The 13,922-nt window shown below is 70.5% G+C and carries 13 protein-coding genes; 5 read left to right on the top strand and 8 right to left on the bottom strand.

What is annotated here, in order from left to right:
• Positions 1-169: 169 nt before the first annotated feature.
• A complete protein-coding gene (locus ACVJ1F_RS11850; RefSeq protein ID WP_159827634.1) occupies positions 170-1,303 on the bottom strand; it encodes an AI-2E family transporter in 1,134 nt (377 codons plus the stop codon).
• A gap of 194 nt (positions 1,304-1,497) precedes the next feature.
• Between ACVJ1F_RS11850 and ACVJ1F_RS11845 the strand changes: the two genes are divergently transcribed.
• On the top strand, positions 1,498-2,049 hold the full coding sequence (locus tag ACVJ1F_RS11845) for a metallophosphoesterase family protein (protein ID WP_456886410.1): 552 nt from the start codon (positions 1,498-1,500) through the stop codon (positions 2,047-2,049).
• Here the strand turns inward: ACVJ1F_RS11845 and ACVJ1F_RS11840 are convergent.
• Positions 2,046-3,008, bottom strand: coding sequence for a DsbA family protein (locus ACVJ1F_RS11840; protein WP_159827640.1), 963 nt, complete (start codon positions 3,006-3,008; stop codon positions 2,046-2,048). The genes ACVJ1F_RS11845 and ACVJ1F_RS11840 overlap by 4 nt on opposite strands.
• 273 nt (positions 3,009-3,281) lie before the next feature.
• On the opposite strand from ACVJ1F_RS11840, the gene ACVJ1F_RS11835 reads away from it, so the two are divergent.
• Both ACVJ1F_RS11835 and ACVJ1F_RS11830 read left to right on the top strand, forming a co-directional pair.
• Positions 3,282-4,382 carry an ABC transporter ATP-binding protein gene (locus ACVJ1F_RS11835; RefSeq protein ID WP_043597318.1) on the top strand — a complete coding sequence of 367 codons (1,101 nt, stop codon included), beginning with the start codon at positions 3,282-3,284 and terminating at the stop codon, positions 4,380-4,382.
• A 143-nt stretch (positions 4,383-4,525) separates the two neighbouring features.
• Positions 4,526-5,818: a DUF4032 domain-containing protein gene (locus ACVJ1F_RS11830; RefSeq protein WP_456886409.1), complete on the top strand. Its 1,293-nt coding sequence runs from the start codon at positions 4,526-4,528 to the stop codon at positions 5,816-5,818.
• A 74-nt stretch (positions 5,819-5,892) separates the two neighbouring features.
• On the opposite strand, the gene rlmB is transcribed toward ACVJ1F_RS11830, so the two are convergent.
• Genes rlmB through ACVJ1F_RS11810 form a run of 4 tightly spaced genes read right to left on the bottom strand, consistent with a single transcriptional unit; the run spans position 5,893 to position 10,151 of the window.
• A complete protein-coding gene (rlmB, locus tag ACVJ1F_RS11825) occupies positions 5,893-6,939 on the bottom strand; it encodes a 23S rRNA (guanosine(2251)-2'-O)-methyltransferase RlmB (protein ID WP_056043187.1) in 1,047 nt (348 codons plus the stop codon).
• Complete coding sequence (gene cysS / locus ACVJ1F_RS11820) at positions 6,936-8,354, bottom strand: cysteine--tRNA ligase (protein WP_173153182.1); 1,419 nt, start codon at positions 8,352-8,354, stop codon at positions 6,936-6,938. The genes rlmB and cysS overlap by 4 nt, the downstream gene beginning before the upstream one ends.
• Positions 8,351-9,679 carry a 2-C-methyl-D-erythritol 4-phosphate cytidylyltransferase gene (gene ispD / locus ACVJ1F_RS11815; protein WP_456886407.1) on the bottom strand — a complete coding sequence of 443 codons (1,329 nt, stop codon included), beginning with the start codon at positions 9,677-9,679 and terminating at the stop codon, positions 8,351-8,353. The genes cysS and ispD overlap by 4 nt, the downstream gene beginning before the upstream one ends.
• Positions 9,669-10,151: a CarD family transcriptional regulator gene (locus ACVJ1F_RS11810; RefSeq protein ID WP_043597211.1), complete on the bottom strand. Its 483-nt coding sequence runs from the start codon at positions 10,149-10,151 to the stop codon at positions 9,669-9,671. The genes ispD and ACVJ1F_RS11810 overlap by 11 nt, the downstream gene beginning before the upstream one ends.
• Positions 10,152-10,287: 136 nt before the next feature.
• On the opposite strand from ACVJ1F_RS11810, the gene ACVJ1F_RS11805 reads away from it, so the two are divergent.
• On the top strand, positions 10,288-10,884 hold the full coding sequence (locus ACVJ1F_RS11805; protein WP_456886405.1) for a hypothetical protein: 597 nt from the start codon (positions 10,288-10,290) through the stop codon (positions 10,882-10,884).
• 129 nt (positions 10,885-11,013) lie between these two features.
• Here the strand turns inward: ACVJ1F_RS11805 and ACVJ1F_RS11800 are convergent, their stop codons facing one another.
• Positions 11,014-11,694: a response regulator transcription factor gene (locus tag ACVJ1F_RS11800; RefSeq protein ID WP_056043202.1), complete on the bottom strand. Its 681-nt coding sequence runs from the start codon at positions 11,692-11,694 to the stop codon at positions 11,014-11,016.
• Between the two features lie 13 nt (positions 11,695-11,707).
• Complete coding sequence (locus ACVJ1F_RS11795) at positions 11,708-12,901, bottom strand: sensor histidine kinase (protein WP_056044479.1); 1,194 nt, start codon at positions 12,899-12,901, stop codon at positions 11,708-11,710.
• Between the two features lie 238 nt (positions 12,902-13,139).
• Here ACVJ1F_RS11795 and phoU point away from each other — a divergent pair, with 238 nt between their 5' ends.
• Positions 13,140-13,793, top strand: a complete 654-nt coding sequence (gene phoU, locus ACVJ1F_RS11790) for a phosphate signaling complex protein PhoU (protein WP_043597221.1) — start codon at positions 13,140-13,142, stop codon at positions 13,791-13,793.
• The last annotated feature ends 129 nt before the right edge of the window (positions 13,794-13,922 follow it).

Here is a 13,922-nt window from a genome sequence, read left to right as displayed (position 1 = left end):
AATGTCAACCATACGCTTTCGTTGACGATCCGCAACCATTTGAGTGCAGTTGCTGCACATTTCTCTCGAACGCCCGCGCGAAGGGGCTCCCGACTGCAGACGCGCAGGAGGCGCGGTGCGAGTCGTCCTCGCACCGCGCCTCCTGCGGGCCCTGCCTCGCCCGTGAGCGCTAGCGGACCTCTTCGGGCCGCTTCTGGCGGAACATCTCGGCCGGTTGGTGGTCACCGTTCCAGACCTGGGTGATGCCCCAGACGACGGCCATGAGCGGCACGGCGATGACGGCCCCGACGACGCCGCCGAGGATCGTGCCGGCGGTCAGGGCGACGAGGATGACGAGGCCGTGGAGCTGCAACGTGCGGCCCATCAGAACCGGCTGCAGGAAGTTGCCCTCGAGCTGGTTCACGACGACCACGATGCCGACGACGATCAGCGCCTGGACGGGGCCGAGCGCGACGAGGGCGACGAGCGCCGCGAGGATGCCCGCGGCCGTGGCGCCCACGAGGGGGATGAACGCCGTCAGGAACACGATGACCGCGAGCGGCAGGGCCAGCGGCACGCCGACGATCCAGAGGCCGACGCCGATCCCGATGGCGTCGACGGCGGCGACCGTCGCCGTGCCGCGCACGTAGCCGCCGAGGGTGGTGACCGTCTTGTCGCCGATGCGACGGGCGCGGGCGTAGTTCTCACCCTTGAACGGGCGCAGCAGGAACTCCCAGATCGCCGGGCCGTCCTTGAGGAAGAAGAACAGCACGACGATCATCAGCACGAGGCCCGTCGCGAAGCTGCCCACGGCCGAGGCACCGGCGAGTGCGCCCGAACCGAACTGCGAGCTCGTCACGAAGTCGACGGCCGTGTTGCGGACGTCGTCGATCTGCTGGTCGCTGATCGAGAACGGAAGGGTCGTGACCCAGTCCTGCAGCTTGTTGAAGCCCGAGGTGGCCGAGTCGGCGAGCGAGCTGGCCTGGCTCTCGACGGCCCAGACGATCAGCCAGGCGACGAGCCCGAGGATGATCAACACGGCGAAGAGGCAGATCAGGGTCGCGAGCACCGAGGGCACCTTGTGGCGCCGCAGGAAGGCGACGACCGGCAGCATGGCCGAGGCGAAGATCAGCGCGAGCAGCACCGGCAGGGTGACGAGGCTCAGGCTGAGGAAGACGTAGATGACGCCGATCGCGACGACGAGCACCGCGATGATCTGCACGGCGCGCGTCGCGAGCGTGCCGAACGCGTCGGCCCAGAGGGAGTGCCGGACGGCGGCGTCCTGTTTGGCCACCTCGGCTTCTTGGCTGCGGAAGAGTGCCACGGTGTCGTCCTCGTTTCTGGGGGTGCGGGGGTCGAGAGGGGCGCCGGGAAGGGCACGGCCGGGCACGGTCGCGTGCCGGTGCGCCGACGGAGGCGTCGGGGGTGATCGGCCCGACTAGGACAGCCAACCCCGTCACGAGAATATCGGGCCGGATCGGTGCCCCCACGACCCGACGCGCGCCTAGCGTGGGAGGCATGCCGACCTCCGTCCTCGTCGTGTCCGACACCCACGTGCCGCAGAAGGCCAAGGCCGTTCCGGGTGCCGTGTGGACCGCGGTCGAGAGGGCCGACGTCGTCGTGCACGCGGGCGACTGGACCGGCGAACCGCTGCTCGACGAGTTCGAGGCCCGCGCGCGCCTCCTGATCGGGGTCCGGGGCAACAACGACGGCGACGCGCTGCGCGCCCGGTTGCCCGAGGTGGCCCGCACGACGATCGAGGGCGTGCGCCTCACCGTGGTGCACGAGACGGGAGCCAAGGAGGCGCGCGAGCGACGCATGGACCGCGACTTCCCCGAGACCGACCTGCTGCTGTTCGGGCACAGCCACATCCCGTGGGACACGACGACCCCGGCGGGCCTGCGCCTGCTGAACCCGGGGTCGCCCACGGACCGCCGTCGCCAGCCGCACGCCACCTACCTCACGCTGACCCTCGACGCGGGCAAGGTGCGCGACGTGGTGCTGCACGAGCTGCCCGTGGCCGCCCGGGACCGCACGGGGGTGCTTCCGCACCCCCGCATGACGACCTAGCCGGCCGGCGTCTCGGCCGGGGCCGACTCGGCAGGAGCCGACTCGGTCGGGGTCGGCGACGGGCTGGCCGTGCCCGACTCGGTGTAGCTGTTGCCGGCCGCCGTCACGACGAAGCTGCGGAACTCCTGCACCGTGAACGGACGGCTGCCGTCGTACTTCTGCCCGTTGACGAGGACAGTCGGCGTGCCCGTCAGGGCGTCGAGGTCGCTGTTCGGCAAGGGACCGTCGATGGCCCGCTGGGTCGCCGCCGTCACCCACGACCCGAACTCGTCGTCGTCGATGCACCTGGTGATGTCGCTCGCCTTCGTCACCCCGTCGACGCCGGTCGCGATGTCGGCGAGCTGCGAGTCGTCGAGACCGCGCGTGCCCTCTTCGGGTTGCTGCTCGAACATCGCGGTGTTGAAGTCGAAGAACGAGTTCGGCGAGTAGTTCGCCACGCAGGCCGCCGCGTTGGCCGCCCGGTTGCTGTACTTCGTGCCGAGGGACTGGTTCGTGAGGATGGCGACCGGGTGGTACTCGACCGTCGCCGCCCCCGACTCGACGAGGCCGCTGATGTAGTCGTTGTTCGCCTGCTCGAACTCGCCGCAGATGGGGCAGAGGTAGTCGAGGTAGACGACGATGTCGACCGTGTCGCTCGACGCCGTGGACGCCGACGCCGTGGGCTCGTCGTCGGGGCCGAGGGCCCCGGTCTGCACGGCCTCGAAGCCCTGGCCGATCTTGATGCCGTCGCTGGCCATGTTGGCGGGGCCGGGGCCGGCCGGGCGGATGCTGTTCGTGATCACCAGCACGACGCCGACGACGATCGCGATCACCACGAGGGCGAGACCGCCCTGCAGCGCCCACTTGCCCGCGCGCTGGCGCCGCTTCTGCTTCTGGCGCGCCAGCTGGGCCTTCTGGCGGGCCGCCGCGCGCCGCTGGTTCTTGGTCAACGACGAGTCGTCGGGATTCAGGTCAGTCATGGGGCTCCGGTGCGCGACGGCCTCGCATGGTCGCGTCGAGCGGGTGGTGGGGACGGTCGCCACGAGTCGTGGCCACGAAACATGGTACGAGGCGAGCCTGGCAGAAGTCCGCCAGGCGCGGGCGAGAGCGGGTGGAGAAGAGGCGCTCCCGTGGCGATCCGAGAGATTTTCATGGCATGCTGATCGGTGGTGGTCACCGCAGACCTCTGAGGTTGATCACCGTCCATTCACAACGGATCGTCCGGCACGTACCTGCCGGTGAAGGAGAAGATCATGGCGTCAGTCACGTTCAGCAAGGCAACTCGTCTCTACCCCGGCAGCACCCGCGCCGCGGTCGACGGCATCGACCTCGAGGTCGCCGACGGCGAGTTCCTCGTCCTCGTCGGCCCCTCCGGCTGCGGCAAGTCGACCACCCTGCGCATGCTCGCGGGCCTCGAAGAGGTCAACTCGGGTGACATCTACATCGGCGACCGCAACGTCACCGACGTCCCGCCGAAGGACCGCGACATCGCGATGGTCTTCCAGAACTACGCGCTCTACCCGCACATGACGGTCGCCGAGAACATGGGCTTCGCCCTGAAGATCGCCGGCGTCGGCAAAGAAGAGCGGGCCACCCGCGTCCTCGAGGCCGCGAAGCTGCTCGACCTCGAGCCCTACCTCTCGCGCAAGCCCAAGGCCCTCTCGGGTGGTCAGCGTCAGCGCGTCGCCATGGGCCGCGCCATCGTGCGTCAGCCCCAGGTGTTCCTCATGGACGAGCCGCTGTCGAACCTCGACGCCAAGCTGCGCGTGCAGACCCGCACCCAGATCGCGTCGCTGCAGCGCCGACTGGGCGTCACCACGGTCTACGTCACGCACGACCAGACCGAGGCGCTCACCATGGGCGACCGCATCGCCGTGCTGAAGGACGGCGTCCTGCAGCAGGTCGGCACGCCGCGCGACCTGTACGAGAAGCCGCAGAACGTCTTCGTCGCCGGCTTCATCGGCTCGCCCGCCATGAACCTGCTGCCCGCCGACGTCGTCGACGGTGGCATCCAGTTCGGCACCGCCGTCACCGCGGTCGACCGCGACACCGTCGGCCAGGCCAACGGCAAGAGCGTGACCGTGGGCGTGCGTCCCGAGGACGTCGTGGTCAACACGACCGGCGAGGGCCTCGCGGTCACCGTCGACGTCGTCGAAGAGCTCGGCGCCGACGGGTACCTCTACGGCCACACCGAGGTCGACGGCAACCGCGTCGACGTCGTCGTCCGCGTCGACGGTCGCAACCACCCCAAGCTGGGCGAGACGATCTACGTCACCCCGCAGGCGCACCACGTGCACGTCTTCGACACCGAGAGCGGCGAGCGCCTCGGCGACAAGGCCGTCGTCAGCGCGTAGCACCCCGTCGGGTCGGCCCGTCGAGTCCGCTCGGAGCACTCCTCCGATCGACCCGGCGGGCCGTCCCGCGTTCCGGCCCCGCGCCTCCCGAACCTCCCCCGCCGCCTCGCCTCAGGCGGTGCTCCCCCGCACGAGAGGCCCTCATGCCCGACTCCCTCAACATCACCTCGGCCACGGCCGACCCGGCGCTGCTCGACCTGCCCTGGGCCCTCCCGCTCGAGGAGTGGCCCGACGAGGCCATCGCGACCCTGCCCAAGGGCATCTCGCGCCACCTCGTCCGGTTCGCGCACCTCAGCGGCTTCGTCATCGCCATCAAGGAGACGTCGGGCGAGATGGCCCGCGGCGAGTACGAGATGCTGCGCACGCTGCAGCGCATGGACATCCCGTGCGTCGACCCGCTCGCGGTCATCACCAACCGCCAGGACGCCGACGGGTCGCCGCTGAACCCGGTGCTCGTCACGCGGCACCTGAAGTTCTCGCTCCCCTACCGGGCGCTGTACTCGCAGACGTTGCGCCCCGACACGGCTCGTCGCCTCGTCGACGCGCTCGCCCTCCTGCTCGTCCGGCTGCACATCATCGGCTTCTACTGGGGCGACGTATCGTTGTCGAACACGTTGTTCCGCCGGGACGCCGGTGCGTTCGCGGCGTATCTCGTCGACGCCGAGACGGGCAAGCTCTACCCGGGCGGCCTCTCGAACGGGCAGCGCGAGAACGACCTCGAGGTCGCCCGCGTCAACATCGCCGGCGAACTGCTCGACCTCGAGGCCGGGGGTCGCCTCGACGACAACCTCGACCCGGTCGACGTGAGCAACGGCATCGTCGCCGCGTACCGCAGCCTCTGGACCGAACTGACCGGGGCCGAGACCTTCGACAGCTCGGAGCGCTGGCGCATCAACGACCGCGTCGAGCGCCTGAACGACCTCGGCTTCGACATCGAAGAACTGGCCATCAAGACGGCCGAGGGCGGCAGCCAGGTCAAGATCCAGCCCAAGGTCGTCGATGCGGGGCACCACTCGCGCCGCCTGCTCCGACTCACCGGCCTCGACGTCGAAGAGAACCAGGCCCGTCGACTGTTGAACGACCTCGACGCGTACCGCATGCGCACCGACCAGTCGGACTCTGACGAAGAGATGATCGCCCACGAGTGGGCCTCGCGCGTCTTCGAGCCCGTCGTGCGCTCGATCCCCCGCGACCTGCGCGGACGGCTCGAACCCGCCGAGGTCTTCCACCAGCTGCTCGAGCACCGCTGGTACCAGTCGCAGGCCGAGAACCGCGACGTGCCGATCGCCGAGGCCCTCACCTCGTACATCAACGACGTGCTGCGCCACCGTCGCGACGAGCAGATGGTGATCGAGCCCGCGACCGAGTCCCTCACGCTGCCCGAGGCCGCCCAGCTCGAGGCCGACGCGGACGAGGACTGGCGCAGCAAGGTCTGAGAACGCAGGAGGCGCGGGCCGGCGACCAGCCGACCCGCGCCTCCTCGAGGCCCCGCGTCTCGCGGGCGCCCTCGCTACTTCTTCTTGCGCTCGGCGCGGAGCTTCGAGATCTCGTACAACGTGACCGAGGCCGCGATGCCGGCGTTCAACGATTCGACGGCACCGGTGATCGGCACCGACACGATCGCGTCGCAGGTCTCGGCGACGATGCGCGACAGGCCCTTGCCCTCGCTGCCGACGACGACCACGATCGGGCGGTCGGCGAGCTCCAGCCCCGGCAGCATGACGTCGCCGTCACCGTCGAGGCCCACGACGAACACGCCCTGCTCCTTGAACGACTTGAGGGTCTGGGTCAGGTTCGACGCCATCGCGACGGGGATGCGCGCGGCCGCACCGGCCGAGGTCTTCCAGGCCGACGCCGTCAGGCCGACCGAACGACGCTGCGGGACGATGACGCCCTGCCCGCCGAACGCGGCCACCGAGCGGATGATCGCTCCGAGGTTGCGCGGGTCGGTGATGCCGTCGAGCGCGACGAAGAGCGGCTTCTGCTGGCGCTTGACCGCGGCCTCGAGCATGTCGACGGGGTGCGCGTACTCGTACGGCGGCACCTTGAGCGCGACGCCCTGGTGCACGGAGTCGTGCCCGGTGATGCGGTCGAGCTCGGGGCGCATGACCTCGAGGATCGGCAGGCCGCGGCGGGTGGCGAGCTGCAGGATCTCTTTCGTGCGCTCGTCCATCTCGATGCGGGCGGCGATGTAGAGCGTCGTGGCGGGGATGCGCGTCCGGAGGGCCTCGACGACGGAGTTGCGACCGGTCACCATCTCGTGGTCGTCGGCCGACTTGGGGCGACGACGGGGGGCGTCCGGTCCGCCGCGACCGGCGATCGGCGACCCGGCACGGGGACCTGCTCCGCCACGACCACGGGCCGCCTCGAGTCGCTCACGCGCCGCCTTGGCCTTGCCCGCGGGGTGGTACGGGCGGTCCTCCGCCGCGGGGGTGGGCTTCTTGCCCTCGAGCGCCTGGCGCCCCTGGCCGCCGCTGCCGACCTGCTTGCCCTTGCTGCCCTGACGCACGGCACTGCTGCCGGGACGGCCCTTGCGTGCTCCGCTGGTGTTCTTCACTGTTCGAGGCTCCAATGCGACCCGCTGGGGGTGTCTTCGATGGTGATGCCGGCGCCCGTCAGGACGCCTCTGATCTCGTCGGCCCGCGAGAAGTCGCGATCGGCCCGGGCTTGCTGGCGTTCGGCCAAGAGTACGTCGACGAGCGTGCCGAGCGCGCGGTGCGCGTCGACCTCGTCACCGGCGCGCCACTCGGGCGCCGTCGGGTCGATGCCGAGCACGGCCACCATGGCGGCCACGTGCTGCCAGGAGCGCGCGGCGGTGTCGAGGTCGCCGTCGTCGAGGGCCACGTTGCCGGCGCGCACCGTGTCGTGCAGCACGGCCACGGCCTGGGGGACGTTGAGGTCGTCGTCCATCGCCTCGCCGAACTCGTCGGGCACGACACGGGCACCGACCCCGGCGAAGCGCGTGTCGGCGAGGCGACGCTGAGCCCGTTCGAGGAACGTCTCGACGCGGTCGAGGGCTGCCTCGGCCTCGAGCAGCGCGCCCTCGTGGTAGTCGATGGTCGACCGGTAGTGCGCGGCGCTGAAGAAGTAGCGGACGACGACGGGCCGGGCCTGCGCCAGGAAGTCGGCGGCGAAGATCGAGTTACCGAGGGACTTCGACATCTTCTGGCCCTCGACGGCGACGAGGCCGTTGTGCATCCAGTACGAGGCGAAACCCATGCCGGCCGCGGTCGACTGCGCCAGCTCGTTCTCGTGGTGCGGGAACCGCAGGTCGAGCCCGCCGCCGTGGATGTCGAACGCCTCGCCGAGGTAGCGGGCCGACATCGCCGAGCACTCGATGTGCCAGCCGGGTCGCCCGTCACCCCAGGGCGAGGCCCACGAGGCGGACTCGGGCTCGTCGGCCTTGTGGCCCTTCCAGAGGGCGAAGTCGCGGGAGTCGCGCTTGCCCCGCGGGTCGGCGTCGGCCGCGGGTGCCATGTCGTCGATCGACTGGTTGGTCAGGGCACCGTAGGTCGGCCAGGCGGCGGTGTCGAAGTAGACGTCGCCCGAGCCGTCCGGGGCGACGTAGGCGTGCCCCTTCTCGAGCAGCGTCGTGATGATCTGCTGCATCTCGCTGACGCTGGCGGTCGCCCGGGGCTCGTAGGTCGGCGGCAGGATGCCGAGCGCCTGGTAGCCGGCGGTGAACTCGAGTTCGTAGCGGTAGGCGCGCGCCCACCATTCTTCGGTCGTGTCGGCGGCCAGCGCGAGGATCTTGTCGTCGATGTCGGTGACGTTGCGCACGAGGGTGACGTCGAGGCCACGGTAGGTGAACCACCGACGCCAGAGGTCGTAGACCAGAGCCGAGCGCAGGTGCCCGATGTGGGGCGACGACTGGACGGTGGGTCCGCAGACGTACAGCCCGACCTGGCCGGGCACGAGCGGGACGAAGTCGACGAGCGTCTGCTGACGGGAGTCGTAGAGCCTGATGGTCACGTGATCAGCCTATTTGACGCGGCTTCGGTCGCGTCGCCCGGGGACGCCCCGTGGCCCGTGGACGACCCGTCGCGCGTGACGAGTGCCGTCGCGATCACGGCCACGCCCTCGCCCCGACCGGTGAAGCCGAGCCCGTCGGTCGTCGTGGCCGACACGCTCACCGGGGCGCCGACCACGCGCGTCAGCCCCGCCTGCATCTCGACGCGTCGGGAGGACAGCCGGGGCCGGTTGCCGACGACCTGGACGGCGACGTTGACCGGAGCGGCCCCCGCCGCCGCGAGCAGCTCGAGGGTCGCCGTGAGGAAGACGTCGCCGGACGCCCCGGCGAACCGGGGGTCGTCCGTGCCGAAACTCGACCCGATGTCGCCGAGGCCCGCGGCCGAGAGCAGGGCGTCGACGATCGCGTGGGCGACCGCGTCGCCGTCGCTGTGGCCCGCGAGGCCCGCCTCGCCCGGGAAGTGCAGCAGCCCGAGGTGCATCGGCTGGGCCGCGTCGAACGCGTGGACGTCGGTGCCGACCCCGGTCAGGAGGCGCGGGGCCGGTCGAGCGCTCGCGTCAGGACCCGGCCGGGTCGCCTCGCTCTCGGCGACGATCGTCTCGGCCCGGCGCAGGTCCCACGGGGTGGTGATCTTGAAGGCCACGGGGTCGCCCGCCACGACGCGGACGCGGTGACCGGCGGCGGCGAAGAGCGCCGCGTCGTCGGTGTGCTCGACGGACGCCGTCGCGTAGGCGTGGTCGAGGGCGGCGCGCGGGAACCCCTGCGGCGTCTGCATGGCGACGAGTTCACTGCGGTCGACGGTGTCGACGACGAAGGCGGCGTCAGCGTCGACGCGTTTGATCGTGTCGGTGACCGGCAGCCCCGGGACGACGCCGTCACCGCTCGCCTCGACGGTCGTCGCGACCAGGTCGAACTGGGCGGTGGGCGTGAACGGCCGGGCGCAGTCGTGGACGAGCACGGTCTCGACGTCGGGCCCCAGGGCCGTCAGGCCGGCGGCGACCGATTGCTGGCGGGTGGCACCGCCGACGACGACGGAGGCGTAGTCACGGGCCGGGCCGGCGAGGGCGTCGACGAGGGTGCGGGACTCGTCGACGAGCGCCTCGGGCACGACGACGACGACCTGCGTCGGCACGGCCGAAGCGAAGACGGCGTCGAGCGAGCGTTCGAGGATGCTGCGCCCGGCCACCTCGACGAAGGCCTTCGGCTTGCCGAGGGCGAGGCGCGTGCCGCTTCCGGCCGCAACGACGACGACCGCCCGACCGGCGGCGGACGGGGTGTGGACCCCGCCGTCGTCGACCGAGCGGTCGTCGGGAGTGCTAGGACGCAAGGACCTCGTCGAGGACGCTCGACGCCTTCTCTTCGTCGGTCTTCTCGGCGAGCGCGAGCTCGCTGATCAGGATCTGACGAGCCTTGGCGAGCATGCGCTTCTCGCCGGCCGAGAGGCCACGGTCCTGATCGCGACGCCAGAGGTCGCGGACGACCTCGGACACCTTGATGACGTCACCGCTGGCGAGCTTCTCGAGGTTCGCCTTGTAGCGGCGCGACCAGTTGGTCGGCTCTTCGGTGAAGGGGGCGCGGAGCACGTCGAAGACGCGGTCCAGCCCTTCTTTGCCGATGACGTCTCGCACGCCGACCAGGTCGACGTTGTCTGCGGGTACTTCGATGGTCAGATCACCCTGGGTGACGCGAAGCTTGAGGTACAGCTTCTCTTCGCCCTTGATGATCCGCTTCTTGACTTCTGAGATTGTCGCTGCCCCGTGATGCGGGTATACAACGGTCTCGCCGACCTCGAACTGCATGAATCAGGCTCCATTCTGCGACACCCAGGATACCATAAGCCGTCGTTGGTAAGGCTGCCCTAAGGAACCGACCCCTGCGGGCGCGGATAAGCTGGACGACGTACGTTTGTCGTGACGCTGATCCTGGAGGACACCTGTGCGAGCCCCAACCCTGAAGTCGCGTGGCTTGACGACGCGGCTCGTCTCGGCCGCCGCCGTCGGTGCCGTGGTCGTCCTGACCGCCGCCGGCTGCAACTTCATCAGCCCCCAGGCCACCACCAAGCAGTACGACGCGAGCGACGGCACGAGCGTCAACGTGGGCGCCATCCAGGTGCGCAACGCGATCGCCCTCACCGCGAGCGAGGGCGACGGCGGCACCGCCAGCCTCAGCATGGTCGTGCTCAACACGAGCGACGAGGCCGCCGAGGTCTCGTTCGAGTACCCCACGACCGACGGCAAGAAGACCCAGACCGTCGACGTCGACGGCTCGTCGCAGGTCTCGTTGGGCACCGAGCCCGGTCAGGACCAGTTCCTCATGGAGTCCCTCGACTCCGACCCGGGTGCCCTCGTGACGATCTTCGTCCAGTACGGCACCGAGACCGGCAAGTCGTTCGTCGTACCCGTCCTCACGGGCGCGCTGGGCGAGTACGCCACCCTGCTGCCCTCGCCCACGCCGTCCGGCGAGGCCACGCCGTCGTCGACGCCGTTGCCCGAGGCGACCCAGCAAGCACCCTCCTCGTCGCCGACGCCGTAGCGTCTCCCTCACGTCAGCCGAGAGGCCCGGCCCGCCGAGTGCGGTGCCGGGCCTCTCGCGTCCTCCGTACACCGCGCCTCCTCGGGGCCGTCGGCGCGGTGGGGACGGGCCGACGGCCCGCCCTCGGGATCAGGCCTCGATGCGGTAGCCGAGACCGCGCACCGTGACGAGCGCCTTCGGCTCGGACGGCACGGCCTCGATCTTCGAGCGGATGCGCTTGATGTGCACGTCGAGCGTCTTGGTGTCGCCGAAGTAGTCCGAACCCCAGACCCGGTCGATCAGCTGACCGCGGGTGAGCACGCGGCCGGCGTTGCGCATGAGCAGTTCGAGCAGCTCGAACTCCTTGAGGGGCATGGCGACGTCGTCCCCGCGGACCGTCACCACGTGACGCTCGACGTCCATGCGGATGTCGCCTGCCTCGAGCATCGAGTCGGACAGGTCGTCGGGGTCGACGCGGCGGCGCAGCACGGCCCGGATGCGGGCGAGCAGCTCCCGGGTCGAGTACGGCTTCGTGACGTAGTCGTCGGCACCCAGCTCGAGGCCGACCACGATGTCCACCTCGCTGTCCTTGGCGGTGAGCATGACGATCGGCACCTGGGACCTGGTGCGGATCACGCGGCAGACCTCGGTACCCGGGATGCCCGGGAGCATGAGGTCGAGCAGCACGAGGTCGGCACCGGTCTTGTCGAACGCCGCGACGGCGGCCGGGCCGTCCTCGGCCACGCTCACCTGGTAGCCCTCGCGCTGCAGGATGTAGGCGAGCGGCTCGCTGAGGGACTCTTCGTCCTCGACGATCAAGATGTGGGTCATCGGGTCTCCATGGTCATCGTGTCTCCTGGTGCTCGGGTGCCGAGGCGGCCGTGGTCGGGATCGATCGGGTGACGGGGTCGACGTCCGCCGCCGGCAGGCGCAGGGTGAAGGTCGACCCCTTGCCGACCTGCGACCAGACGCGCACGTCGCCGCCATGGTTCTGCACCACGTGCTTCACGATGGCGAGTCCGAGTCCCGTGCCGCCGGTCCGTCTCGACCGGGCCGGATCGACCCGGTAGAACCGCTCGAACACCCGGTCGAGCTCGTCGTCGGGGATGCCGTAGCCCTGGTCCGTCACCGAGATCTCGACCACGCCGGCCTGGTCGAGGGTGGCGCCGATGCCGACCCGCGAACCGTCCGGCGAGTAGTTGATCGCGTTGGCGACCAGGTTGTCGACGGCCGTGACGAGCATCGCCTGGTCGCCGATCACGTGCGCGTGCTTGCCACCCCGGACGACGAGGTCGATGCCCCTCGCCTCGGCACCCACGCGGTTGCGGTCGACGGCGGTGTCGACCACGTGGCGCACGTCGACCGACTCGCTGGTCTCGAGGGCGTCGGTCGCCTGCAGACGCGACAACTCGATGATGTCCTGCGTGAGGCGGCCGAGGCGGCCGGCCTCTCGGGTCAGCCGAGCGGCGAAGTGGCGCACCTGCTCGGGGTCGGACGACGCGGACTCCAGCGCCTCGGCGAGCAGGCCGACGGCCCCGATCGGCGTCTTGAGCTCGTGGCTGATGTTCGCGACGAAGTCACGGCGCATGTCGTCGAGCCGACGACCCTCGGTGCGGTCCTCGGCGAGCACCAGCACGAATCGTCCACCGAGTGCGGCAGCCCGCACGTGCACGGCGATGGTGGCCTCGCTGCCGGGCAGGCGCGGGAGGGTGAGCTCTTCGACCACCGGGTCGCCGTGCCGACGCACCGCGTCCACGATCGTCTCGACCTCGGGGTGCACGAGGTGCTGTTGGGCCGAGACCAGGCCGAGCTGACGTGCCGCCGCCGAGGCCTTGAGCACGTTGCCCGACGGGTCGACCACGAGGCCCGCCGACTCGAGTGCGTCGAGCACGGCGTCGATGCCGTCGGGCAGGGCGACGTCGACGAGTGCCGCGGCACGCACGGCTCGTCGGTGGGCCGAGACGACGACCACCACGATCGCGGCGCCGACGACGACCCCGAAGGCCAGCGACAACGGCACCAGCCAGGCGGATTCCATGTCGTTCACAGTAGTGACCCCCCAGCGGGCGGATGAACGGGAGGTCGTCCCATCCGCTGTACTTTGGTCAGAGTTCAGGCGGTGATCACCGGTCGTTAACCTTCACCGGAGACCATCGTCGGGACTGTGCGGGCGACTCTGCCCCACGTCACGAGCCGACCGTGCGACCCGCACGTCGCTCACAGCCACCGTGCTCCCAGGGCCACCGAGCCCCCACGACGAGAGGGTCGAACACGACATGCGCGAGGTATTCCAGCAGGAACTCCTGGAGGTGCAGGAGCGTCTCGTCGAGATCGCCGGCCTCGTCGCCGTCTCGATCGCGAACGCGACCACGGCCTTCAACGAGTCGAACGTCTCGTTGGCCGAGCAGGTCATCGCCGACGACGACAAGATCGACGAGCGCGCCATCGCCCTCGACGAGCTGGCCATCGACATCCTGGCCCGCCAGAACCCGGTCGCCCGCGACCTGCGCATCGTGGTCAGCGCGCTGCGCATCAGCGCCTCGCTCGAGCGCATGGGCGACATGGCCGAGCACATCGCCCAGCTCGCCCGCTACCGGTTCCCCGAGAAGGTCGTGCCCAAGTCGCTGCGTCCGACGTTCAAAGAGCTGGGCGAGCTCGACGTCGCCATCGCGAACAAGCTCACCGAGCTGCTCACGACCGAGGACGTCCGCCTGGCGGAAGAGATCCGCAACGACGACGACCGCATCGACGAGCTGCACCTCAGCGTCTTCGACAAGGTGCTCGGCGAGACCTGGAAGGGCGCGGCCGTCGACACGGTCGACTCCACCCTCGCGTCGCGCTACCACGAGCGCTTCGCCGACCACGCCGTCTCCATCGCCAAGAAGGTCCAGTACCTCGCGACCGGCGACTGGGTCGCGCCCGAGGTCTGATCGACCCTCGGACCACAGGAGGCGGGGGGGGGGGGGGGGGGGGCCCCCCCCCCCCCCCCCCCCCGCCCGGGCCCCCCCCCCCCCCCCCCCGGCGGGGGGGGCGGGGGGGCGGGGGCGGGCGGCCCCCCC

The organism is Frigoribacterium sp. 2355 (genome assembly GCF_054060695.1).
Note: the sequence above shows the minus strand (reverse complement) of the source record. Positions and strands in the feature narration are given on the sequence as shown.